We start from the raw sequence: 24,097 nt of genomic DNA on the forward strand, positions 1-24,097 counted from the left end.
CCACCCAGTCGTGATCGCATTCGCTCAGGGTATGCCGCATTTGAGCCTCCTCGGGTCGGTGTTCCCTTACTTGCGCACCCCGCCCGATTGCCGACCGCCGCATGAGCGGCCAGGCAGGGAGTCAGGAGGGTGAAGCCTCAGGCGATTGCCGTCAGCTCAGGTCGGGCACCGGCTGCTCTGGGGAATCCAGCCATGCCGTGTGCTTACCTTCAGGCGTGATCGTCATGCCGAAGCGCTCCGGTCCCGGACTGCCAACGGACTGCCACCACTGATAGGCGACCTCCACCGCGGCCCAGAGGCGACGGGGGCCGTGCTCCCAGACAGTGAACCGATCGTCGCTCCGACCGTCCCAGTCGACGGCTGCCCACGACTCGGCGTCGGTCGTGGCCAGCCACAGCCGGGAGGCCACCCCATCCACATCCGGGTTGTCATGCCAGGTCCGCCAGACGTTCCGGAGTTGAAGCCCGATGGCGAACTGAGCCGCCCAATCATCGCCAGTGACCGCCCACGGTGACAGGCGGGTGACCGACTCGGTGGGTACGTGCTCATCCCGAACCACGTCCCGGTAGATCCGCAGGTCCGTGCGCTGGTTACGCATGAGCATGAACGCCGAGTGCGGAGAGAACCACCCCGATGCCAGTCCCTGCCCGTCCACCGTCAGCCGCAGCAGGCCGTAGCAGAACCACGGCGACTCCCACGGGGTCAAGATCACCCCGCCTGGTTTCGTCTGCTCCACCCAGGCACGGGGCACCTGCCGCACCGAACAGGTAGCGATCACCCGGTCATACCGAGCGCTTGCCGCGCATCCGGCAGCGCCGTCACCGGTAGCTACCCGCGGCTCCAGACCCGCGGCCTTGAGGCTGGCCTTCTTCCCCGCATGCTTCCCGTCGCCGCTACTGTCACCCTTGCCGGTACCCCATCCCATAACTGCTCCCTCGGTTGTGGTGTCACTGCGTTGGTGGAACAACTCCCTCGGCCCCAGTCGCAACAGCGACCGGAGGCGAGAGTCATTGGGCAGCCGCCAGGGCCAAGACCAGGCCGATACTGACGGCGATCATGAAGACGTAGAGCGGACCGGCGAAGCGGCACACGAAGCCGACGAGCCGCGTCACGCCCCCTCCGCTCCTGCGGAGTTCGACAGCCCGGAGACCTCAAGGAGCCACCTACAGGTGTAGCCCAAGGTCTTCACACGCCACGCGGCGGACTGCAATCCGGCGCCGAGCCCCTGCGTCACCTCGTGAGGGATGGTGTCCAGCTTGCTACGCCTCTGGTACCACTCCACCGAGCCATGCCACATGCCATCAATCTGCTTGGCCGCGACAGGCATCAGCACCTCAATGTGTCCCACCAAGGCCCTGTGCATTTCACACAGTTCGTCGTACGGCGGCAACACCGACTGCTCGGCCAGGGCCCTGCTGATCGCCGTCTTGATCGCGTCCAAATCAACGGAGTCAGATACTCTGAGGCTCTGCTTCTCCATAGCTTGCACCTCTCGCTGCCCTTGCCCTTGTCGGCATCGCTGACACCGTCAAGGGAACCGCCGCGAGAGGAATACCTCCACGGCATCGATGCGGCACTCTTGATGCACATCCGTGCACCGGATGCACCGGCCACACAGACGGGAGGGGGCTGGGAGTGGACCTTGCTCAACGGCGGAAGGTCCTGGGCTACAGTCAGGAATCGCTCGCACATGCGCTCGGCGTCGACCGCACGACGGTCAGCCGCTGGGAGAGCGGAAGGAACGCGCCTCAGCCTCCCTTACGCCCCCAGCTGGCAGAGGTGCTACAAGTCGACCTCGCCGACCTGGACGCCTTAGTAACACACGGAGAGCAGCCGGAACCTTTGCCCCAGAGGTCCGTAGGGGCGCCGCTCAGCGACGACGACAGCCCGGGAGACACCGAGGACATGATCCGACGCGAATTCCTGCGCGCGATAGCGGTAATTGGAACACCCACACCCCTCCCTCCCGACGAGGCCGAAAGGCTCGACGAGGGGGTGAGCCGAGGAGCCGCGGATTTCTTACGGATGAATGGGCACCTGTGGCAGGTCTACCAGCTCGCACGCGCCAAGGGGTCGGTCGTACCGGTCGTGCGTGACCAGCTCGCCGCCATGGACAAGGCGCTCACCGGGCGTTCAGCCACACAGTCTCAAGCACTGTGCAGAGCTGCGGGCGATCTCTTCCAACTCGCCGGAGAACTGGCCTTCGACAACAACCGATACACGGATGCGGTCGCTTCATACTCCGCCGCCGCGTCGGCGAGCAAAGAGGCGGGAGACTTCGATCTCTGGGCCTGTGCACTGGTCCGGCACGCCTATGTCGACGTCTACGAGCGTCGCTACAGGGAGGCTGCGGACCTCCTGTCGGCTGCGGAAAGGGTCGCCAGGCGGGGCGACAGCACGCTGTCGACGCGCCATTGGGTCGCATCCGTGCAGGCCGAGGTCCATGCAGGCTTGGGCGACCTCACTGCGTGTGAACGCGCCTTGGACGAGGCTGAGAACGTCGTACATCTGGCCGACCGCGGGCACAACGACGGCTGGCTGCGGTTCAACGGCGCACGTCTGGCTGAAGAGCGAGGAGCCCGTTACGCACAACTCGGACGCCTCGATCTCGCCGAAAAGACCCTGACTGCCGCCCTGGACCAAGACGCGCTGGCTGCCGGGCAGTCGTTCCGTCGCCGGGGGGCTGTCCTCGTCGATCTCGCTCTCATCGGTGCGCGACGTCGCGATCCTGACCAGGTCGTCTCATTCGGCCGTGAAGCCGTGCAGCTTGCGCAAGAATCTTCCTCCGGCTACGTCGCCCGTAGACTCCGCATGCTGCGAGCCGAGCTCGACCAGGTGGTCCGCGATGGCCGCGTGGCCGCGCTGGGGGCAGAGATCGACGCATTGAGCAGATTGAGCAGAACGTGATGGGAGGGATGCACATGTCTCAGGTTGAAGGTGCACAGGTGTTCCGCGAGGCGTGGATCGCTGGTGTGCGAGCCCACTTCCCCGGTGAACCGAAGGCCGGCTATGTGACCCCGTGGGAGGACACGCCCGAGTGGGAACGTGAAGCCGCTGGAGCCGTGTACGAGCAGGTCCGCCAGTTCCTCTCTGTGAGTGGCGGTCAAGCCTCGCGACTGACGCGTGAGCAGAAGAGCCGGTTCGTCGCGACGTGCTGGACCGCGCAGATGTTCAAGCACTTCGAGAACCCCAAGCCGGGATACGTGGCGGACTGGCCGGAGCTGCCCGACTGGCAGCAGGAGACCGACGCCGACATCTTCGAGGCCATCGAGAAGGCTCTGAACTGAGGGAAAGGAACGAACCATGCGACTCGGCATCACCGGACACCGCGGCCTGCCCCCGGAGACTGAGCGACTGGTCCGCCGAGCACTCCGCGAAGAAGTCGAGCGCCATGGGCCTGACCTGGTGGCGGTCTCATGCATCGCCGATGGCCCCGACTGCTGGTTCGCTGAGATGGTGCTTGAGGACGGCGGATCGCTCGAGGTGGTGATCCCCGCGGAGAAGTACCGCGAGGGGCTGCCGGAGGAGCACCACCAGACCTACGACCGTCTCATTCAACGAGCCGCCGATCTCCACCACACGGGGCTGGTGGAGTCGGACTCGCAGGCTCACATGGCGGGGAGCGAAATCCTGGTGGGCGTCGTGGACGCACTGGTGGCGGTCTGGGACGGTCAGCCCGCGCGCGGGTATGGCGGCACGGCTGACGTCGTGTCCTACGCCGAGCGCACCGGTGTCCGCACCCGGGTGATCTGGCCAGAGGGCGCAGCCCGGGACTGACCACAGCGAACGAGAGCAGCCACCAGTTCGCACGGCCTCGACCGCGCCGACACGGTACGTAGCTGATGGTCAGCGGATCGATTCGTCCATCAGCACGTACAACAGGCCCACCAGGGATCCACTGCTGACGATCTCGCGTCGGTCGATCATGCCTCGGATGCGGTCCAAGGCGATCCACTCGATGCGGTCGGACTCGTTCTTCTCCGTCGGGTCTCCGATGTGCGTTGCTCCATCGGCCCGGAAGACGTAGTGCTGGGAGTCGGTGATCCCGTTCGCGGGCTCCCCGTAGACCAACGGCTTCATCGCCCCCGGGCGCCAGCCGGTCTCCTCTTCCACTTCCCGGGCAGCGGTAGCCTCAGGCGACTCGCCTTCCTCGATCAGCCCCATAGGGAGTTCCCAAGCCCATGCGTCTGTGATGAAGCGATGCCGCCACATCATGAGGACTTCCCGCTGTTCGTTCACCACTGCCGCAACGGCAAGGTGCCGTAGCCGGACCACATGGTGTTCCCAGCGCCGGCCGTCGGGCTGCTCAACATCGACAAGGCAGAGGTTCACCCATGGGTTGGTGTAGATCTGCCGCTCACCGTAGGTCTTCCACTGCATGGATGCCGCCCCTCTCGCAGGTGGCATCAAGCATCCCAGAATGACCGGGTGGTCCACCGAGGGTGACGACAACCCCTGACCTCAACTCCTTGGGCGCGGCACATCGGAGCGGAGCACTACTGCAAACCGTGCGAGAGACGCTCCAGGCTCAGCGCATAACGACTGCCCTGGCGAATCGCCGACTTGCGCTCGCAGAGTTCCTCCGGGCAGCCGAATCGGCTCGTCACGTCACCGACGCTCGTACTGCCGATCGCGATCTGGACGACGGCGGGGTGTACGCCGAGCTTGATCGAGCAATGGCGGTCTTGGAAGTAGAGCTGTACCCGGACGAGGCAGCTGGGCACGAGGTCTGTGAGGTGATGCGAGAGGTCACACGGACAGCACACGGCCTCGAGACAGACATGGAATTTCTCGATGCCCGCGACCAGTTCATCCGCCAAGCCTTCCATGCACTGCGCCGCATGGAACGTGACGGATCGCCTCTCTGACGAGGCCGGGAACTCTCACACCCGAACGGAGCGCGAGAGAGGCGATCCTCCTCGGTTCGGGCGGCAATTGGGGCTTGACTGGAGGAGTGGCACCAGCAGCGGGGCGGCGGGCATGACCCCAACAGAGGGCTCCCTCTCCTCGAGGCGCCGCCGATCTCGTACAGGCCGTGGTAGTCATGCGCTCGCTCCGGCGCGGGTGTTGCTGGGTGCCTTGAGCACGCGCGGCACGGCTGAGCGATCCAACGGCGCTTTGACGATCGTCGCTCTCGCGCTCGAAGCCGGTGTGCCGCGCAACGCTCTCACTCAGCGGCGGCACACCGATCTGAAGAACGAGTTCTACGACAAGGTCCGCGCCCGGGGTGGCACCCCGGACAGCGAACAGCGCCTACGCAAGCAGATCCGTCGCCTCAAGGGGCTAGGGGCTGCCGACGCGGAGGAGATCGTCCAGCTCAAGACCGACGTCGAAGCCCTCATCGGCACCCTGCACCAGGCGACGGTCGAGAGCCAGCTACTTCACCAGCAGCAGGCAGAACGTACGGCCGTGCTCCGCCCGAGCCCATACAGCATCGGCCTCGGACCATCACCCCACCGTGAGGTGGGAAAGGTGCGCCGCGGCGGCGCCGCTGGTCCGCCGCGCGGTTCGGCGATCCGTGAGGGAAGGGGGGCGCGGCGGTCCGACACTCCTTGGACGTAGAGTGCCGTCCTGTACTCCGTGGAACGGAGTTGATGCCAGCGGTCCGGTGGTGAATTCACCCGGACTATGCGCTCCCCCGCGCTGCGTTCCAGGTCAGACCGCTATATCTGGAGAACTTTGGTGAAGAGCTTCCGCATAATCGTTGGTTTGTCGGCAACGGCGGCCGCGGTGGTAGCCAGTACCACGGTGAGTGCACACGCCGGAGACACCTCGGCTGAAAGCGCTGCCCCGCCCAAGGCTGTGGTCACGCACAAGGCATGGCAGCAGAAGAAGTCCTCGTGGTGTGTGCCTGCCAGTGTGCAGCTCAGCCTGCAAACCTTCGGCACCCACGTGACGCAGGACTCGCTGGCCAAGCAGATGAAGACGAACAGCACCGGTACCAGCGCACAGTACGCCGTGCCCGTCTACAACTCCTACCTGAACAAGAAGGGCTACAAGCTCGCGAGGTCGCAGTCGCCGACCTCGGCGAAACTGATGGATCTGGTGTCGTACGAGGTCGGTGTGTTGCATCGGGCCGCGATGGTGGGTGTCAACCTCAAGCTGGCTTCCTGGGCCCACACGAGCACGAACATCAACCACGCGATCACCGTGCGCGGCTACGACAAGAACAAGGGCACCTTCATCATCTGGGACCCCTCGCGCAACAGCTACGGCGGCACCCACACGGTCTCTGCCAAGAATCTCGCGACGGCCAGCAGGGGCAACGGCCTCTACTACGCCGTCAAGAACTAACGCCTGGTCAGGGCGGCTTATCGCCGCGTAGCAGCGCCTCACCGTAGCGCCGCAGCCAGTCAGCGCCGCGGGATCCAGGGGCTCCCGACGCCGTACGAGTGCTCACTGGATCCCGTGGTCGGCGCCCGCTCCGGACGCGCCGCACCGGCAGTCCACCGGAGCGGGCGGCAGCCCACCCGCGGGGCGCCGCATCCTGCGGCGCCTGCGCGCACAAACGCCTCTCGTAGAACAGTTGGCTGCCGGACCGCCGCGGCTCCATCCAGGCACAGCTTCGAGCAGCACCTGCTCCGCCTTGTCGGGGGAGTAGGTCAGTGCCGGGTCGCCTCCCGGTACAGGCGGTAGTGCTCGTCCTGGCCATCGGTGTCGCACTGGTCGCAGGCCCATTCGTCCGGTACGTAGCCGTTCTAGGCTCAGGTTCAGCGCCCGTAACTGCCTGCGCGTGACCAGGCCGTCGGGACAGGCGCGCCGGTCATACTCCGGCAGGGTCGCGGTGCTGCGCGGCTCCCGCTTCACCTCGCGGCGGGGCCCCTTCCGGAGCCCCCATCGGGTTCCACCGGGCACACCAAAGCTAACGGTGCGCCACAGCGACGCGCTCCTCCGCGAAGTGGCAGGCCGACGCATGCGCGGCCGGGCCGCGGGCGGTGCGGAGGTCCTCCGGGACGGCGAGCCGCGGCACCTCCAGGGCGCAGCGGTCCTGGGCCTTCCAGCAGCGGGTGCGGAAGCGGCAGCCGGAGGGCGGGGCGGCCGGGGAGGGGACGTCGCCGGAGAGCAGGATGCGGGTGCGGCGGGCGCGGGCGGCGGGGTCGGGGACCGGGACGGCGGACAGCAGGGCCTGGGTGTAGGGGTGGGTCGGGTGCTCGTAGATCTCGGTGTCGGTGCCGGTCTCGGCGAAGCGGCCCAGGTACATCACCGCCACCCGGTCGCAGATGTGCCGCACCACCGACAGATCGTGGGCGATGAAGACGTAGGAGAGGCCAAACTCGTCCTGGAGCCGCTCCATCAGGTTCACCACCTGCGCCTGGACGGAGACATCGAGCGCGGAGACCGGTTCGTCGGCGACGATGATCTCCGGCCGGAGGGCGAGTCCGCGGGCGATGCCGATGCGCTGCCGCTGGCCGCCGGAGAACTGGTGCGGATAGCGGTTGATGTGCTCGGGGTTGAGGCCGACGACGTCCAGCAGTTCCTGGACCCTGCGGCGCCGGTCGCCCTTGGGCGCCGCCTCGGGGTGGATCTCGAAGGGCTCGCCGACGATGTCGCCCACCGTCATCCGGGGGTTGAGCGAGGTGTACGGGTCCTGGAAGACCATCTGGATGTTGCGCCGGACCTGGCTGAGCGCCCGGCCGGAGAGCCCGCTGATGTCCTCGCCGCGGTAGCGGATCGCCCCGGCGGTCGGCCGCTCCAGGTTGACCAGCAGCCGGGCGACGGTGGATTTGCCGCAGCCGGATTCGCCGACGATGCCGAGCGTCTCGCCGCGCCGCAGGTCGAAGGAGACGGTGTCGACGGCCCGGACCGCGCCGATCCGCCGCTTGACCAGGACGCCCCGGGTGAGCGGATAGTGCTTGGCGAGGTCGCGGACCTCGAGAACGGGCTCGACTGGCTCGGCGGGCTCGGCGGGCTGCTCAGGCATCGAGTTCGTCCTTCCAGAAGTGGCAGGCGCTGGCCCGGCCGGGTGCGACGGTGTCCGTCGCGTCCGGCACCTCGTACAGCGGCGGGCGTTCGGTGCGGCAGATGTCCTGAGCGCGCGGGCAGCGCGGGTGGAAGGGGCAGCCGGTGGGGACGGTGAGCAGGCTGGGCGGCAGGCCCTTGATCGCGTACAGCTCCTTGCCCTTGTGGTCCACACGGGGAATGGAGTCCAGCAGTCCGCGGGTGTACGGATGGGCCGGGCGCCGGTAGAGCTCCCGGACCGGCGCGGTCTCCACGATCCGGCCCGCGTACATCACCGCGATCTCGTCGGCGACGTCCGCGACCACCCCGAGGTCATGGGTGATGAGGATCAGCCCCATCGCGTACTCGCGGCGCAGCTCGTCGAGCAGATCCATCACCTGGGCCTGGACGGTGACATCGAGTGCGGTGGTGGGTTCATCGGCGATGATCAGCTCCGGCTCCAGGGCGATCGCCATGGCGATCATGATGCGCTGGCGCATTCCGCCGGAGAACTGGTGCGGATAGTCGTTCACCCGCGCCTTCGCCGCGGGGATGCGGACCCGGTCCATCAGCTCGACCGCCCGCGCCCGGGCGTCCTTGCGGGACATCCCGCGGTGCACCTCGTACATCTCGGCGAGCTGGGCGCCCACCGTCAGCACGGGGTTGAGGGCCGACAGCGCGTCCTGGAAGATCATCGCCATGGCGGCGCCGCGTACCGAGCGCCGCTCCCGCGGGCTCATGGTCAGCAGGTCCCGCCCGCGGAAGAGGACCTGGCCGCCGGTGACGAAGGCGGGCGGGGAGTCGAGGATGCCCATGACGGCCTGGGCGGTCACCGACTTGCCGGAGCCGGACTCGCCCAGCACGGCCAGCGTCCGGCCCGCGTCCACGCCGTAGCTGACCCCGCCGACGGCCTCGGCGACGCCGTCCCGGGTGCGGAATTCGACCCGGAGGTCGCGTACGTCCAGCAGGCGGGTCACGTCCGGCGCTTGGGTCACGTTGGGCTCCTCGGGGCGGTCGGCGGGCTCCTGACGTGTCGGCGATACGTCGGGGCTCCTCAGCGCAGCTTGGGGTCCAGGGCGTCGCGCACCGCGTCGCCGAGCATGATGAAGGCGAGGACGGTGAGGCTGAGCGCGCCCGCGGGCCACAGCAGCATGTGCGGGGCGTTGCGGATCTGGGAGGAGGCGGAGGAGATGTCGATCCCCCAGGAGACGGTGGGCGGTTTGAGCCCCACGCCGAGGAAGGACAGCGTCGCCTCCAGTGCGATGTAGGTGCCCAGGGCGATGGTCGCCACCACGATCACCGGGGCGACGGCGTTGGGCGCGATATGGCGCAGCAGGGTCCGTCCGCTGCTCGCCCCCAGGGCGCGCGCCGCCTGTACGTAGTCGTGCTGTTTGACGGTGACCACCGAGCCGCGGGCGATCCGGGAGATCTGCGGCCAGCCCAGCAGCACGATGAAGCCGACCACCGGCCAGACCGAGCCGCTGGTGACGACGGACAGGAAGACCAGTCCGCCCAGCAGGATCGGGATGCCGAAGAAGACATCGGCGAGCCGGGAGAGCAGCGCGTCCCACCAGCCGCCGAAGAACCCGGCGAGCCCGCCCAGCACACTGCCGAGCAGGGCGGCCCCGGCGGTGGCGCAGATGCCGACGGTGATGGAGGCGCGGGCGCCGTAGACGGTGCGGGTGTAGACGTCGCGGCCCTGGAGGTCGTAGCCGAAGGGGTGACCGGGCGCCGGGCCCTCCTGAGCCTTGGACAGATCGCCCTGGTAGGGATTGCCGTCGGCGATCAGCTGCGGCCAGATGGCGACGGTGACGAGGAAGAGGATCACCAGCGCGGAGACGATGAAGACCGGGTTGCGGCGCAGATCGTGCCAGGCGTCGGACCACAGCCCGCGGCTGCTGCCGGGCAGGCCGCCGCCGGGGCGGAAGGGGCGGCGCCAGGGCAGCCGGCGCGGTGTCCGCGGGGGCCCGCCGCCCTGGAGGGTGTCGGCGCCGGAGGCGGCCACCGGCCCGCCGCCGCCCGCGGCCGGCGCGAGCGCCTCTGTCATGTCGAGGTGCGTCTCAAAGGGCTCAGGCATAGCGGATCCTCGGGTCGAGCACGGCGTAGAGGAGGTCGACAAGGAGGTTGGCGAGCAGGAAGACGATCACCAGGATGGTGACGAAGCCGACCACGGTCGGTGAGTTCTGGCGCAGGATGCCCTGGTAGAGCTGGTAGCCCACACCGTGGATGTTGAAGATCCGCTCGGTGACGATGGCCCCGCCCATCAGCGCGCCGATGTCGATGCCGAGGAAGGTCACCACCGGGATCAGCGAGTTGCGCAGCAGATGGCGGGTGACGATCCGGTGTCGTGGCAACCCCTTGGCAACGGCGGTGCGTACGTAGTCGGCGCGGGCGTTCTCCACCACGGAGGTGCGGGTGAGCCGGGTGGTGTACGCGAGCGAGACCAGCCCCAGCACCACACCGGGCAGCAGCAGTTGGGTGAACGGCGCCTCCGGCGAGACCGACGGCGGGGCCAGCCCCCATCGCACCCCGACCAGAAACTGGAGCACGGTGCCGCTGACGAAGGTCGGGATGGCGACCACGACCAGGGTGAGCAGCAGGACCGAGGTGTCCAGGCCCCGGCCGCGGCGCAGTCCGCTGAGGACGCCGAGGGTGACACCGAGCGCCATCTCGAAGACGACGGCCACCACGGTCAGCCGCAGGGTGACCGGAAAGGCTCCGGTCATCAGCTCGGTGACCGGCTGTCCGTTGAAGGCGGTGCCGAAGTCCCCGCTGAACACCTGCCCCATGTAGTGGACGTACTGGCTCCACAGCGGCTCGTCGAGGTAGAGGTCCTTGCGGATGCGGGCGGCGGTGGCCGGGTCGGGGGCCTTGTCGCCGAAGAGCGCGGCCACCGGGTCGCCGAGCGCGTAGACCATGAAGAAGATCAGGAAGGTACTGCCGATGAACACCGGGATCATCTGCAACAGCCGCCGGAGCACATAGCGGCCCATGGTCAGCTGACCTTGATCTGGTGGTAGACCGGGACGCTGAACTGGTTGAGGGCCACATCGCTCAGCCGCTCCGAGTAGCCCGCGCTGCCGTTCTGGTACCACAGCGGGATGGCGGGCATCTGCTCGGCGAGGATCTTCTCCGCGTCCTGGAAGGAGCTGATGGCCGCGCCGGTGGCGGAGGCGGCGTTGGCCTGGTTGACCAGCTTGTCGAAGGCGGTGTCGCTCCAGTGGCCGTCGTTGGAGGAGGCGCCGGTGTAGTACAGCGGCTGGAGGAAGTTCTGGATCAGCGGGTAGTCCATCTGCCAGCCCGCGCGGAACGGCCCGGTCATCTGCTTCCCGGCCATCTTGTTGCGGTAGTCCGCGAAGGTGCCGACCGGCTTGCCGACACACGCCCGGTCGCTGTGGAGCGTGCTGTTGATGCTGTTGCAGATCGCGTCGATCCAGTCCTTGTGCGAGCCGGTGTCCGCGTTGTACGTGATGGTCATCCGGCCGCCGGGCAGCCCGCCCGCCGCCTCGATCAGCTTGCGGGCCCGCTTCGGGTCGTAGGTGCAGGCGTCACCGCACAGCCCCGGCCGGTAGCCGCCCTCGCGCCGCAGCACCGGTGAGGTCCAGTCGGTGGCGGGGGTACGGGTGTTGCGGAAGATCCGTTCGGTGATCTGCTTGCGGTTGATGGCCATCGAGATGCCACGGCGCAGCTTCGCCTTGGCGGGGCCGCGCCAGGCGCTGTCGTACATAGGGAAGGTGAGGGTCTGGATGATCCCGGCGGGCTGGTTGATGTAGCGGTTGCCGAGGTCGTTGCGGACGAACTTCAGCTGCTGCGCGGGGACATCGTCCACCAGGTCGAGATTGCCCGCCTGGAGATCGGTGTAGGCGGTGTTGGAGTCGGTGTAGACCCGCAGGTCCACGCCCTTGTTCCGGGCCTTGTCGGGGCCGGAGTAGCCGTCCCAGGCGCGCAGCTTCATCACCGCGCCCTTGCTGTAGGACGCCACCGTGTAGGGGCCGTTGCCGACGGGACGCTTCAGCCAGGCGGCGTGGTGGGTGAAGAACGCCCGGGGCAGCGGTACATAGGCGTTGTAGCCGAGCGTCGTGGGCCAGGTGGAGAACTTCTGGGTGAGCCGGACGGTGAAGGTGCGGTCGTTCTTGACCCGCAGCCCGGAGAGGGTTTTCGCGGTCGGGGAGCCGGAGGCGGGGTGGACCTTGTCGTACCCCTCGATGTACTCGAAGAAGTAGGCGTTGCGCTGCTTGTTGTCGAGCAGGGCGCCGTAGTTCCACGCGTCCACGAAGGACCGGGCGGTCACCTTCTCGCCGTTGGCGAAGCGCCGGCCCGCCTTGATGGTGACGGTGTAGTTGCGCTGGTCGGAGGTAGTGATCTGGTCCGCGAGCGCGTCCTTGGCCGCACCGGTCCTCGGGTCGTACGTCTTGAGCCCGCGGAAGATCATGTCCAGCACCTTGCCGCCCTGGACCTCATTGGTGTTCGCCGGTTCCAGGGGGCCCGGCGGATCGCCCCAGGAGGAGCGGACGATGCCCGAGCCGGAGCCGCTGTCCCCGCCGCCGCAGCCCGTGGCGGTCAGCGCGACCACGCCCACGAGGGCCGCCGCGCATCCGGCGCCCAGCGTGCGACGGGTACGCCTACGGTGCGATGCGGTGCGCATGGCGCCTCCCGAGGATCCGGTCCAAGATCCGCCTTAGGCCCCTATGACATCCCGGGGCCGGGCGGCCCGCACCTCCACCGCGGCTGTCCGTGGCACCGCCCGGGAACCGGCGGGGCGGGGACGTCATCCGGACGACGCAACGAGGGCGCCCGGACCGTGTCGACGGTCCGGGCGCCCTCGTGCGGTGTCGCTCAGCGCGGATCAGGCGTGCACGACGTCCTTCTCCTCCGCGAAGTGGCAGGCCGACTCATGGGCGGCCGGGGTGTCACTGCCCGCGAACCGCTCCGGGACGGCGAGCAGCGGCACCTCCTTGGCGCACTTGTCCTCCGCCTTCCAGCAGCGGGTGCGGAAGCGGCAGCCGGAGGGCGGATTGGCCGGGGAGGGCACATCGCCCGCGAGGATGATCCGCTCCCGGCCCTCGCGCGACTCCGGGTCCGGGACCGGGACCGCCGACAGCAGCGCCTGGGTGTAGGGGTGCGTCGGGTGGTCGTAGATCTCGGTGTCGCTGCCGATCTCGGCCATCTTGCCCAGGTACATCACACCGACCCGGTCGGAGATGTGCCGGACGATGGACAGGTCGTGCGCGATGAAGATGTAGGACAGGTTGAACTCGTCCTGGAGTTTCTCCATCAGGTTGATCACCTGCGCCTGCACCGAGACGTCCAGCGCCGAGACCGGCTCGTCGCAGATGATGACCTCGGGGTTGAGCGCGAGACCGCGCGCGATCCCGATGCGCTGCCGCTGACCGCCGGAGAACTGGTGCGGATAGCGGTTGATGTACTCCGGGTTGAGGCCCACGACGTCCAGCAGCTCCTGGACCCGGCGTCGCCGGTCGCCCTTGGGCGCGACCTCCGGGTGGATCTCGTACGGCTCGCCGATGATGTCGCCCACCGTCATCCGGGGGTTGAGCGAGGTGTACGGGTCCTGGAAGACCATCTGGATGTTGCGCCGGACGGCCCGCAGCGCACGGCCGGACAGCTTGGTGATGTCCTGGCCCTTGAAGAAGACCTCACCGGCGGTGGCGGTCTCCAGGGTCATCAGCAGCTTGGCGACGGTGGACTTGCCACAGCCGGACTCGCCCACGATGCCCAGGGTCTCGCCCTGGTAGAGGTCGAAGGAGATCCCGTCGACCGCCTTGACCGCGCCGATCTGCCGCTTGAACAGGATGCCCTGGGTCAGCGGGAAGTGCTTGACCAGATTGCGCACCTGGAGGATCGGCTCACCGCGCTCGACGGGCGCCTCGATGGCCTCCACGGCCGCCTCTTCGGTGACCGCGTCGACCGTGTCCACCTCCGTGACATTGGGGGTGGCGTCCTGGACGTCGTCGGACCGGTCCACGGCCGCGTCCTTCTTGATGTCAGCCATGGATGGTCTCCTTCCAGAAGTGGCACGCGCTGCCGCGCCCCGGCAGTTCCGTGCCGTCCTGCTCGGTGACCGGGTCCAGCGCCGGGATCTCGGTGGTGCAGATGTCCTGCGCCTTGGGGCAGCGCGGGTTGAAGGCACAGCCCGAGGGGATCTTGAGCAGATTGGGCGGCAGACCCTTGATCGCGTAGAGCTCCTGGCCCTTGCGGTCCAGCCGCGGGATGGAGTCCAGCAGGCCCCGGGTGTAGGGGTGGGCCGGGCGCTTGTAGAGCTCGTGCACCGGCGCGGTCTCCACGATACGGCCCGCGTACATCACCGCGATCTTGTCGGCGACGTCCGCCACCACACCCAGGTCATGGGTGATGAGGATCAGACCCATGTTGTACTCGCGCTGGAGCTCGGCGAGCAGATCCATCACCTGGGCCTGGACGGTGACGTCCAGGGCGGTGGTGGGCTCGTCGGCGATGATCAGGTCCGGCTCCAGGGCCAGCGCCATGGCGATCATGATGCGCTGGCGCATACCGCCGGAGAACTGGTGCGGATAGTCGCCCACCCGCTCCTTCGCCGCCGGGATACGGACCCGGTCCATCAGCTCGATGGCCTTGGCCTTGGCCTCCTTCTTGGACAGGCCCTGGTGGACGCGGTACATCTCGCCCAGCTGGTAGCCCACGGAGAGCACCGGGTTGAGCGCCGAGAGCGCGTCCTGGAAGATCATGGCGATCTTCCGGCCGCGGATCTTCCGGCGCTCCTCGTTGGACATGGTGAGCATGTCCTCGCCGCGGTACAGGATCTGGCCCTGCGGGATCTTCCCGGGCGGCATGTCGAGGATGCCCATGATGGCCTGGGCGGTCACCGACTTGCCGGAGCCGGACTCGCCGAGCACGGCGAGCGTCTCACCGGCGCGGACGCTGTAGTTGACACCGTTGACGGCCTTGGCCAGGCCCTCCCGGGTGTGGAACTCCACATGCAGATCGCGGACTTCCAGCAGCGGGGTGCCGTCGTCGCCCTCGCCCGTGCGGGCGGTGGCGCTCGTGGTCTTCTCGATGGTGGTCACGTACGCCCTCCTCAGCGCAGCTTGGGGTCGAGGGCGTCGCGCACCGCGTCGCCGAGCGTGATGAATGCGAACACGGTCAGGCTCAGCATCCCGGCCGGGAAGAGCATCACGTGCGGGTTGTCACGGATGGCGTCCTTGGCCGACGAGATGTCGATGCCCCACGAGATCGTCGGGTCGGCGAGGCCGAGACCCAGGTACGACAGCGTGGCCTCGGCGGAGATGTAGGCGCCGAGCGAGATGGTCGCGACCACGATGGTGGGCGCGAGGGCGTTGGGCAGGACGTGCCGGAACAGGATCCGGGTGGTGCCCGCGCCGAGCGCACGCGCCGCGGTGACGTAGTCCGCCTGCTTGGCCGTGATCACCGAACTGCGCATCACCCGGGCGATGGTGGTCCAGCCCAGGAAGGCCAGTGCCGCGATCACCACGTACACCTTGCGCTCGGTGAACGCGTTCAGCACGACCATCGAGCCGAGCAGGAACGGCAGACCGAAGAAGATGTCCACGATGCGGGAGACGATCGAGTCGATCCAGCCGCCGAAGTACCCGGCCAGCATGCCCAGCAGACCACCGAAGAGGGTGACTGCCGCCGTCACGCCGACACCGACCATGATGGAGGCGCGGGTGCCGTAGATGACCCGGGCGTAGATGGAACGGCCCTGCACGTCGTAGCCGAACCAGTCGGCCTGGAAGAAGTGCGACAGCTCCGGCTTGGTCAGGAAGTGGTTGGTCAGATCGCCGTCCCGCGGGTCGGCACCGGTGAAGAGACCGGGGAACGCCGCGATGGTCAGCAGCAGGACCAGCAGTACCGCGGAGACCCAGAACAGCGGCCGGTGGCGCAGCTCGTACCAGGCGTCGCCCCACAGCGAGCGAGGCTTGCCGGGACCGGAGCCCTTCGAGGGGCCCTTGGCCGCCGCCAGTTCGGCGTTGGAAGCCTGGTGGCCGGGAACGAGTGTCGTGTCTGTCAGCTCAGACATATCGAATCCTCGGGTCCAGGACCGCGTACAGCAGGTCGACGATCAGGTTGATCACCAGGATGACGAGGACGAAGACCGTCACCACACCGACGATCGTGGAGCCCTCGCGCTGTCCGAGCGCCTTGTACAGCAGGTTGCCGACGCCCTGGACGTTGAAGATGCCCTCGGTCACCACCGCGCCGCCGATGAGCGCGCCGATATCGGTGCCGAGGAAGGTGATCACCGGGATGAGCGAGTTGCGCAGCAGGTGCACACCGACGATCCGCCGCCGCGGCAGGCCCTTGGCCAGCGCGGTGCGCATGTAGTCGGCGCGCAGGTTCTCCGCGAAGGTGGTCCGGGTCAGCCGGGCCACATACGCCATCGACAGCATCGCGAGCACAAAGCCCGGCAGCAGCAGCTGCTGGATGTCCTCCGAGTTCTGGACGTTGGGCGGCAGCCAGCCGAGTTCATCGGCGAAGATGAACCGCGCAAGGTAACCCAGCACGAAGACCGGCATCGAGATGACGATCAGCGTGAAGATCAGCACGCCGGTGTCAACGGCCTTGCCCGCCTTGAGACCTGCCCAGGCGCCCAGCCCGATGCCGATGATCATCTCGATGGCGAAGGCCACCGCGGCGAGACGGAGGGTCACCGGGAAGGCCAGGTTCATTTCCTCGGAGACCGGACGGCCGCCGAAGGTCTTGCCGAAGTCTCCCTGGAAGAGATCGGCCATGTAATCGATGTACTGCTTCCACAGGGGCTGGTCCAGCCCGAACTCATGGCGGAGTGCCGCGACCTGAGCGGGGTCGGCAGCCTTGTCTCCCCACATCGCCCGGATGGGATCACCGGGAAGGACGTGGACCATGAGGAAAATGATCAGAGTAGTCCCGATGAACACCGGGATCATCTGGAGCAGTCGCCTGGCGACGTAGCGCCCCATCATGCCTCCATGCCGTTGGGGGGCGGCGGAGGCCACGGCTCATCTGCTCCACGGGGGGTGGGGGGAGAGGGTCGCGGGCCTCACGCCTGCGGGCCGGTGCCGCCGCGCTCCCCGGGGAGAGGATGCGGCGGCACCGGCCGGCGGTCCCGATGCCTACTTCTTCTTCACCTGGACGTTGGTGAAGATGGGGTCGCCGTCCTGACCGTAGGGAATCTTCCCCAGGATCTTGTTGGACTGGCCGCTGTTGACCTTGTAGAACCACAGCGGGATCGCCGGCATGTCCTTGGCGAGAACCTGCTCCGCCTGCTGGTAGAGCTTCACGGTCTCGTCGAGGGTGGCGGCCTTGTCGGCCTTGTTGGCGAGCTTGTCGAACTCCTTGTTGTCGTAACCGCTGGTGTTACCGGCGGCCTTGGAGCCGTACAAGTCCCTCATGAAGTTGGAGTTGACCGGGTAGTCGAGCACCCAGCCACCGCGGTACATGGACTTGACCTGGTGCTTGTCACGCGCGTTCAGGTCGGCCTGGAAGTCCGGCTTGGAGTCGCCGACACAGTCGATGCCGGTGGCCTTGCGGATGCTGTTGCAGACCGCGTCGACCCAGTCCTTGTGCGGCTGGTCGGCGTTGTACTGGATCGAGATCTTGTTCCCGGGAACGCCACCACCCTCCTTGATGAGGGCCTTGGCCTTCTTCGGGTCGTAGCTGACCTGCTCCTTCAGGGCGCCGGCCTGGTAGCCGAGCACACCGCGGGCGACAAAGCTGTCGGCCGGAGTACGGGAGCCGTGCAGCACGGTCTTGGTGATGGTGGCACGGTCGATCGCCATCGACAGACCCTGGATGACCTTGGGGTCGATGTCCTTGAACTGGTCGGTGTAGAAGGCCGGGACGATCGACTGGACCGCCGAGTACTCCTGGTCGATCGCGCGCTTGCCCAGGTCCGTCTTGTAGTTGGTCAGCGCATTGTTCGGAATCTGCTCGATCCAGTCGAGGTTGTTCGAGCGCAGGTCCGAGTAGGCGGCGTCGGCGGTGGTGTAGTTCTTGAAGTCGATGCCGCCGTTCTTGGCCTTGTTCGGACCCTGGTAGCCGTCGAACTTACGGACCTTGATCAGCTTCTTGTGGTCCCAGGAGACGAACTTGTAGGGGCCGTTGCCGACCGGCTTCTCGCCGTAGCCCTTGGGGTCCTTGAAGAAGCCGCTGGGCAGCGGCGACCACACGTCGTAGCCCAGCTTGTAGGAGAAGTACGAGACCGAGCTGGTGAGTTCGACCTTGAACTCATTATCATTGACGATCTTGAGGCCCGACATCTTGTCGGCCGTGGGCTTGCCCTTCTCCGGGTGGACATCCTCGTAGCCCTTGATGTCCTGGAACCAGCTGGAGTTGGTCTGGTTGTTCTTGACGTTGGCCGACCAGTTCCACGCGTCCACATAGGACTTGGCGGTCACGGCCTCGCCGTTGTGGAACTTCCAGCCCGGCTTGAGCTTGATGGTCCAGACGGAGGAGTCCTTGTTGGGCGTGACGGACTCGGCGTTGATGTACCGGAGCTTGCCGGTGCCGGGCTCGTAGTCCACGAGCTGGGAGAAGACCGCCCGCAGGACACGACTGCCCTGGCTTTCCTTGGCGTTCGCCGGCTGCAGCGGGTTCTGCGGCTCGCTCAGCTGGGCGGACAGGATCCCCTTCGGGTCCGCCGTCCCCTTGTTCATGTCGTTGCTACCGCTGTCGCTGTCGTCGCCGCCACCACAGGCGGTTGCGGCCAGCGCCACAACCGCGGCCAGTGCGACCCACTTGGCGCTCTTGGCACCGCGCATGGGTTTGCCTCCTCAGGAGTCCTCTGCCACTACGAGAGGGGGTGTCCGGAAAGCACGCTGACACCCCTGACAGCGAAAGGGACCGGAAACCCCCCAGATGTGCTCGTAGGTCCGCGCTCCCCACAGCGTGTGACCCATTGACCCGAGCTCAATGGACCCCATGATTGAGCACGCTCGCGCCGTAAACCACACCCTCTGGGTCTCGCTTTGGTCACATCATCTACGCGCGGAGCTTCGAAATCCGGACAAAAGCGCCGCTGACAGACACACGCGAAACGGACTGTTAACCCATCATGCGGAGCCATCGTGTCGATATCCGGACGCCACACCCCGGTTAATTCGTTGACTGACACCTTCCTGACATGCCAACAGCCCGGACCCCCCTCACGGAAGAGGAGATTCCGGGCTGTCGGCGGGCTCACGGACGCGCTTCCCAGCGCTCACGCTGGGTGACGGGCGCCCGCGTACGCGTCAGCGCTTGGCGCGGGAGGCGGCGCGGCCGCGCTCCTTCTGGTCCAGCACCACCTTGCGGATGCGCACCGTCTCCGGGGTCACCTCGACGCATTCGTCGTCGCGGCAGAATTCCAGAGACTGCTCCAGCGAGAGCAGCCGCGGCGGCACCAGGGACTCGGTCACATCCGCGGTGGAGGACCGCATGTTGGTGAGCTTCTTCTCCTTGGTGATGTTCACGTCCATGTCGTCGGTGCGGGAGTTCTCACCGACGATCATGCCCTCGTAGACCTCGGTGCCCGGCGAGACGAACAGCACGCCGCGCTCCTGGAGGTTGATCATCGCGAAGGCGGTCACCGCGCCCGAACGGTCGGCCACCAGCGAGCCGTTGTTCCGGGTCTTCAGCTCACCGAACCATGGCTCATGGCCCTCGTGGATGGAGTGGGCGATGCCGGTGCCACGGGTCTGGGTCAGGAACTCGGTACGGAAGCCGATCAGACCGCGGGACGGAACGACGAACTCCATCCGGACCCAACCGGAGCCGTGGTTGGACATGTTGTCCATCCGGCCCTTGCGGGTGCCCATCAGCTGGGTCACCGCGCCCATGTGCTCCTCGGGCACATCGATGGTAATGCGCTCGACCGGCTCATGGACCTTGCCCTCGATCTCCCGGGTGACCACCTGGGGCTTGCCGACGGTCAGCTCGAAGCCTTCCCGGCGCATGGTCTCCACCAGGATCGCCAGCGCCAGCTCACCGCGGCCCTGCACCTCCCAGGCGTCCGGGCGGTCGGTGGGCAGCACCCGCAGCGAGACATTGCCGATCAGCTCACGCTCCAGCCGGTCCTTGACCAGCCGGGCGGTGACCTTTCGATCCTTCACGGCCGACTTGTCGGCGCCCTTGCCGCCGGGGCCCCGGCCGACCAGCGGCGAGGTGTTGGTACCGATGGTCATCGAGATCGCGGGCTCGTCGACGGTGATCAGCGGCAGCGCGATCGGGTTCTCCGGATCGGCCAGGGTCTCGCCGATCATGATGTCCGGGATGCCCGCGACGGCGCAGATGTCACCGGGGCCGGCCACCTCGGCGGGCTTGCGGGTGAGCGCCTCGGTCATCATCAGCTCGGTGATCCGCACATTGGAGATCGAGCCGTCCCGCTTGATCCAGGCGACCGTCTGCCCCTTCTTCAGCTCGCCCTGCTCGACCCGGAGCAGCGCGATACGGCCGAGGAAGTTGTCCGCGTCCAGGTTGGTGACATGGGCCTGGAGCGGGGCGGCGGAGTCGTACTCGGGCGCGGGGACGGTCTCCAGCAGGGTGGTGAAGAACGGCTGGAGGCTGTCGCTGTCGGCCGGGACGGTGCCGTCCTCCGGCTTGTTCAGCGAGGCCACGCCGTCCCGGGCGCAGGCGTAGACGATCGGGAACTCGATCTGCTCCTCGGTGGCGTCCAGGTCCAGGAAGAGGTCGTAAGCCTCGTTGACCACGGCGTCGATCCGGGAGTCCGGGCGGTCCGTCTTGTTGATGCACAGGATCACCGGCAGCTTGGCCTGGAGCGCCTTGCGCAGCACGAAGCGGGTCTGCGGCAGCGGGCCCTCGGAGGCGTCGACCAGCAGAACCACCGCGTCGACCATGGACAGCCCGCGCTCGACCTCACCACCGAAGTCGGCGTGGCCCGGGGTGTCGATGATGTTGATGGTGACGGGGTCACCGCCGTCCGCCGGGTGGTACTTCACGGCGGTGTTCTTGGCGAGAATGGTGATCCCCTTCTCGCGCTCCAGGTCGTTGGAGTCCATCACCCGGTCGTCCACCTGCTGGTGGGCGGCGAACGCTCCGGCCTGCTTGAGCATGGCGTCGACCAGGGTCGTCTTGCCGTGGTCGACGTGGGCGACGATGGCGACGTTACGGATGTCGTGACGCGTGGGCATACTTGCGGCGCTTCTCCCGGAGTCGTGGATGACGGCGCGTCCAGTCCGGTACGCCCGTCCGCCGGGCAGATCACGCCACGGCCTCTCCCCCATGGTACGGGGACGCCCCGGTAACGGGCGCCGCAGCCCGTCCTCGCAGGGTGATCCGGGTCTCAGGCAACGGCGGGATCGCCCTTCCGGCAGCCCAGCCGGGCCGCCTCGGCCTCGGCCTCGTCACGGCCCGCCCGCGGGGCGGCTCCGCAGGTGACCATGATCTCCTCGGCGGACTGCCAGCTCACGGCGTGCCCCAGGCCCGCCGGGGAACTGTTCGCGCAGGTGTAGCGGAAATCGGCGTCGACCAGGTCGATCGCGCGGGCGGTGACGTAGTTCCCGGTCTTCTCGGCCGGTCGCGCCGCGTAGCCGCCCGGATCGTCCTGGGTGACCGCACCGGGCTTTTCGGCGCCCAGGGCCAGTCCGCCGGCGGGGCCCAGATGGCGTTCCAGGGAGCGCAGCACCTCCTCGGCGGGCACCCCGGGCCCCTCGGCGCGGACGGAGACGCGGTAGCGGGCGAACTCGGTCAGTTTCTTGGTGCTGACCTGCTGTCCCTTGGTGTAGCGGCGGTTCCTCAGATCGGTCACCACCGGCCGCTGGGAGACATTCAGCCAGGTGTAGGAGGGGCGGTCACAGCTCTTTCCTAAGACGGACGGCTTCTCGGCCCCACCACCGGAGGTGCATCCGGCCGCCGTCGCGGCGATCACGGCCATGGCGATCGCCGTGCGCAGTGCGCGCTTCATCTTCCGTTCCCCGATTCCCGTGCGGTCACCGTGTCACCACGGTGGGTCATGATCACGGTCATGGTTCCGCAGCGGGAACGGGCCTCACAAGGGAGTTGAGCGCTTTCTGAGCGAGCACGGTCCGCCCGGCCCGGCTCAGGTGCCGGGCCGGGCGGACCAGGGGCTCACTTGCGGAAGCCGATGTCCTGGTAGCGCGGGGTGGCGAAGCCGAAGGCTCCGGCGTTGACCACGCCCTTGCGCATCGCGACCAGCTGCGGCCGCTGATAGAGCGGGACCGAACCGGCCGCCGCCCAGATCCGGGCGTCCGCCCGGCCGACCAGGGAGCGGGAGGCACCGCCGTCCAGTTCGGCGACCGCCTCGTCGAAGAGCTGGTCGATCTGGTCGGTGCCCACCCGGGTGTAGTTCTGCTCGACCACCAGCGAGCCGTCCGCCGCCGGCTGCGGCTTGGCGTAGATCGGACGGCCGTCGGTGGCCGGGTAGGCGGTGGCGGGCCAGGAGTAGAGCGCCAGGTCGTACTTGCCGGAGGCGATGTAGTTCTTGAAGTAGCCCTCGCCCCCGACCTTGGTGATCTCGGTGCGGACGCCGATCGACTCCAGCATCCGCGCGATGCGCTCGCCGACGGCGCGCAGCGAGGCGCTGCCGCTGTCGTCCGGGAGGACGAAGCGCAGGACCAGCGGGCGGCCCTTCTTCCGGACCACCGCCGAGTCGGGGAGGTTCCCGGAGCGGCCCGCGTCACCCGCCGCGGGGGAAGCGCCACTGGCGGTGGCGGAGGGCGAGGCGGTGGTGGACGCGTCACCGGAGGCGGTACCGCTCGTGTCACCGGAGGCGGTGGCCGAGGCGGTGGCGTCGGCCGAGGCGGTACCCGAGCCCGCGTCGGTGGGCACCGCGCGCCGGATGCCGAGGTCGTCCGTCTTGCCGTCGAGCGCCTTCTGACGGCCGTCCGCGTGCCAGCCCGCGTCCGCCAGCAGCGACTGCGCGGCCTCGGTGTCGGAGTCGCCGAGGGCGCCGCTGTGGTCCTTGTATCCCTTCTGCGCCGCCATCAGCAGATGGTTGCCGAGCGGTTCGTCCGGCAGCCCGAGCGGCTTCAGGACCAGCTTCGCCAGCGCCTTGCGGTCGATCGCGCGGGCCACCGCGCGGCGCACCCGCTCATCCGCGAGCGGGCCCTTGGTGCCGTTCAGGGCGAGCTGGGTGTACGCGGGCTCCAGCGCCTTGCGCAGGGTGAACCGGCTCAGGGCCACGGTCTCGGCCCGCTTCTTGTCCGAGGCGTTCTCGGCCGCCCAGGTGTGCAGCGCGTCCGCGGCCCGCTGTCCGTCCCGGCCCAGGTCCGGCGCGTTGGCCCCGGCGGTGTGGGTCTTGGCCCCGGCGGCCCGCTCCTTGCGGGACGGGGCGGTGGCCTGGATCCGCCGGGCGGTGGCCCGGTCGACGTCGGCGAGATCGACCCCTCCGGAGATCAGGGCGTCGGCGCGCTGGTCGGCGGGCACCGTCTGGAAGACCATCCGGCTCAGCCGCGCCCGGCCGCCCCACCAGCGGGGGTTGCGGACCAGGGTGACGGAGCCCTCGGTGACGTCGCGCACCATGAAGGGGCCGGCGCCGACCGCGAGCCCCTTGTTCGCCGCGGCGTTGAAGACCGCCGGGTTGTCCATCACGCTCTTCGGGTAGAGCGGGGTGAACAGCGAGCGCCAGTCGGTGTAGGGCTTGGCAAAGGTGACCTTGACCTCGTGGTCCTTCTCACCGGGCTCGATCTTGGCGATGCGGTCGTACCCGGCGTTCCGCGCCGTCCAGTACGCGTTCTCCGTACCGCGCAGCGCCTTCCACTGGGCGGCGAAGTCCTCCGCGCTCAGCGGGCGGCCGTCGCTCCAGACCGCCTTGGGGTTGAGCTTGTAGACCACGACCTGCTTGGGATCGGTCGAGGTGACGTCGGCGGACTCCAGGAAGTCCGGGTTGCGCTGAGGCTTGCCCCGGGCGTCCAGCGTGTACAGCGCGGGCAGCACCGCGCCCGCGACCCGCTGGGTGCCGGTGTCGGCGGCCGACTGGAAGGCGTTGAAGGTCTTGGGGGTCGCGTCCAGGGCCCAGCGCAGAGTGCCGGTCCCGGTCGTCCGGGCGCGGGGCGCCGTGGCGATGTCCCGGGAGGCGGGCGGCGGGGCGCCCTCGTCATCGGAGCTGCATCCGGTCAGTACGGGCAGCGGCAGCATCACACCCGCGGCGAGCAGCAAGGCACAGCGGCGCTTGGCGATGGACATGGCGGCGAACCTCCGGGATATGCCA

22 protein-coding genes are annotated in these 24,097 nt (G+C 68.0%); 5 read left to right on the top strand and 17 right to left on the bottom strand.

The window, feature by feature from the left end; genetic code table 11:
* Nucleotides 1-151: 151 nt before the first annotated feature.
* Nucleotides 152-967, bottom strand: a complete 816-nt coding sequence (locus JK363_RS04405) for a methyltransferase domain-containing protein (protein ID WP_236075536.1) — start codon at nt 965-967, stop codon at nt 152-154.
* Nucleotides 968-1,108: 141 nt separating this feature from the next.
* Complete coding sequence (locus tag JK363_RS04410; protein WP_201871558.1) at nt 1,109-1,480, bottom strand: DUF6415 family natural product biosynthesis protein; 372 nt, start codon at nt 1,478-1,480, stop codon at nt 1,109-1,111.
* A 155-nt stretch (nt 1,481-1,635) separates the two neighbouring features.
* Here JK363_RS04410 and JK363_RS04415 point away from each other — a divergent pair, with 155 nt between their 5' ends.
* From JK363_RS04415 to JK363_RS04425, 3 genes are read left to right on the top strand one after another with little or no spacing between them, the layout of a single operon-like run.
* Nucleotides 1,636-2,907, top strand: a complete 1,272-nt coding sequence (locus JK363_RS04415) for a helix-turn-helix transcriptional regulator (protein ID WP_201871560.1) — start codon at nt 1,636-1,638, stop codon at nt 2,905-2,907.
* Between the two features lie 14 nt (nt 2,908-2,921).
* On the top strand, nt 2,922-3,287 hold the full coding sequence (locus tag JK363_RS04420; RefSeq protein ID WP_201871562.1) for a hypothetical protein: 366 nt from the start codon (nt 2,922-2,924) through the stop codon (nt 3,285-3,287).
* 16 nt (nt 3,288-3,303) lie between these two features.
* Entirely contained in the window at nt 3,304-3,777 is a 474-nt protein-coding gene (locus JK363_RS04425) for a hypothetical protein (protein ID WP_201871564.1), read from the top strand.
* A 69-nt stretch (nt 3,778-3,846) separates the two neighbouring features.
* Here JK363_RS04425 and JK363_RS04430 read toward each other — a convergent pair whose 3' ends face one another.
* Nucleotides 3,847-4,380: an NUDIX hydrolase gene (locus JK363_RS04430; RefSeq protein ID WP_201871566.1), complete on the bottom strand. Its 534-nt coding sequence runs from the start codon at nt 4,378-4,380 to the stop codon at nt 3,847-3,849.
* A 116-nt stretch (nt 4,381-4,496) separates the two neighbouring features.
* Complete coding sequence (locus JK363_RS04435; RefSeq protein WP_201871568.1) at nt 4,497-4,820, bottom strand: hypothetical protein; 324 nt, start codon at nt 4,818-4,820, stop codon at nt 4,497-4,499.
* A 298-nt stretch (nt 4,821-5,118) separates the two neighbouring features.
* Between JK363_RS04435 and JK363_RS04440 the strand changes: the two genes are divergently transcribed.
* Both JK363_RS04440 and JK363_RS04445 read left to right on the top strand, forming a co-directional pair.
* On the top strand, nt 5,119-5,562 hold the full coding sequence (locus JK363_RS04440; protein WP_201871569.1) for a hypothetical protein: 444 nt from the start codon (nt 5,119-5,121) through the stop codon (nt 5,560-5,562).
* A gap of 186 nt (nt 5,563-5,748) precedes the next feature.
* Nucleotides 5,749-6,294: a C39 family peptidase gene (locus JK363_RS04445; RefSeq protein ID WP_201871571.1), complete on the top strand. Its 546-nt coding sequence runs from the start codon at nt 5,749-5,751 to the stop codon at nt 6,292-6,294.
* Between the two features lie 568 nt (nt 6,295-6,862).
* Here JK363_RS04445 and JK363_RS04450 read toward each other — a convergent pair.
* The 13 genes from JK363_RS04450 to JK363_RS04510 form a co-directional block, all read right to left on the bottom strand.
* Nucleotides 6,863-7,921 (bottom strand): ABC transporter ATP-binding protein, encoded by a 1,059-nt coding sequence (locus JK363_RS04450; RefSeq protein ID WP_201871572.1) that lies wholly within the window; start codon nt 7,919-7,921, stop codon nt 6,863-6,865.
* A complete protein-coding gene (locus JK363_RS04455) occupies nt 7,914-8,915 on the bottom strand; it encodes an ABC transporter ATP-binding protein (RefSeq protein ID WP_201871711.1) in 1,002 nt (333 codons plus the stop codon). The genes JK363_RS04450 and JK363_RS04455 overlap by 8 nt, the downstream gene beginning before the upstream one ends.
* Before the next feature lie 77 nt (nt 8,916-8,992).
* Nucleotides 8,993-10,015 (bottom strand): ABC transporter permease, encoded by a 1,023-nt coding sequence (locus JK363_RS04460; protein ID WP_201871574.1) that lies wholly within the window; start codon nt 10,013-10,015, stop codon nt 8,993-8,995.
* Nucleotides 10,008-10,931, bottom strand: coding sequence for an ABC transporter permease (locus JK363_RS04465; protein ID WP_201871576.1), 924 nt, complete (start codon nt 10,929-10,931; stop codon nt 10,008-10,010). Before JK363_RS04465 ends, JK363_RS04460 begins: the two co-directional genes overlap by 8 nt.
* Before the next feature lie 2 nt (nt 10,932-10,933).
* A complete protein-coding gene (locus JK363_RS04470) occupies nt 10,934-12,583 on the bottom strand; it encodes a peptide ABC transporter substrate-binding protein (RefSeq protein ID WP_201871582.1) in 1,650 nt (549 codons plus the stop codon).
* 201 nt (nt 12,584-12,784) lie between these two features.
* Nucleotides 12,785-13,948, bottom strand: coding sequence for an ABC transporter ATP-binding protein (locus JK363_RS04475; protein WP_201871583.1), 1,164 nt, complete (start codon nt 13,946-13,948; stop codon nt 12,785-12,787).
* Entirely contained in the window at nt 13,941-14,999 is a 1,059-nt protein-coding gene (locus JK363_RS04480) for an ABC transporter ATP-binding protein (RefSeq protein ID WP_201871586.1), read from the bottom strand. Before JK363_RS04480 ends, JK363_RS04475 begins: the two co-directional genes overlap by 8 nt.
* Before the next feature lie 11 nt (nt 15,000-15,010).
* Nucleotides 15,011-15,964: an ABC transporter permease gene (locus JK363_RS04485; RefSeq protein WP_201871712.1), complete on the bottom strand. Its 954-nt coding sequence runs from the start codon at nt 15,962-15,964 to the stop codon at nt 15,011-15,013.
* 1 nt (nt 15,965) lies between these two features.
* Nucleotides 15,966-16,892, bottom strand: coding sequence for an ABC transporter permease (locus JK363_RS04490; protein WP_201871713.1), 927 nt, complete (start codon nt 16,890-16,892; stop codon nt 15,966-15,968).
* A 153-nt stretch (nt 16,893-17,045) separates the two neighbouring features.
* The gene (locus JK363_RS04495; RefSeq protein ID WP_201871588.1) at nt 17,046-18,692 is read right to left on the bottom strand and encodes a peptide ABC transporter substrate-binding protein; all 1,647 of its coding nucleotides are present in this window, start codon (nt 18,690-18,692) and stop codon (nt 17,046-17,048) included.
* 471 nt (nt 18,693-19,163) lie between these two features.
* Nucleotides 19,164-21,059: a translational GTPase TypA gene (typA, locus tag JK363_RS04500; RefSeq protein ID WP_201871591.1), complete on the bottom strand. Its 1,896-nt coding sequence runs from the start codon at nt 21,057-21,059 to the stop codon at nt 19,164-19,166.
* Nucleotides 21,060-21,211: 152 nt separating this feature from the next.
* Nucleotides 21,212-21,832, bottom strand: a complete 621-nt coding sequence (locus JK363_RS04505) for a hypothetical protein (RefSeq protein ID WP_201871592.1) — start codon at nt 21,830-21,832, stop codon at nt 21,212-21,214.
* Nucleotides 21,833-21,996: 164 nt separating this feature from the next.
* Nucleotides 21,997-24,072, bottom strand: a complete 2,076-nt coding sequence (locus JK363_RS04510) for an ABC transporter family substrate-binding protein (protein ID WP_201871593.1) — start codon at nt 24,070-24,072, stop codon at nt 21,997-21,999.
* Nucleotides 24,073-24,097: the final 25 nt, after the last annotated feature.

Origin of the sequence: Streptomyces coffeae (assembly GCF_016741875.1) — a bacterium.
GTDB lineage: Bacteria > Actinomycetota > Actinomycetes > Streptomycetales > Streptomycetaceae > Streptomyces > Streptomyces coffeae.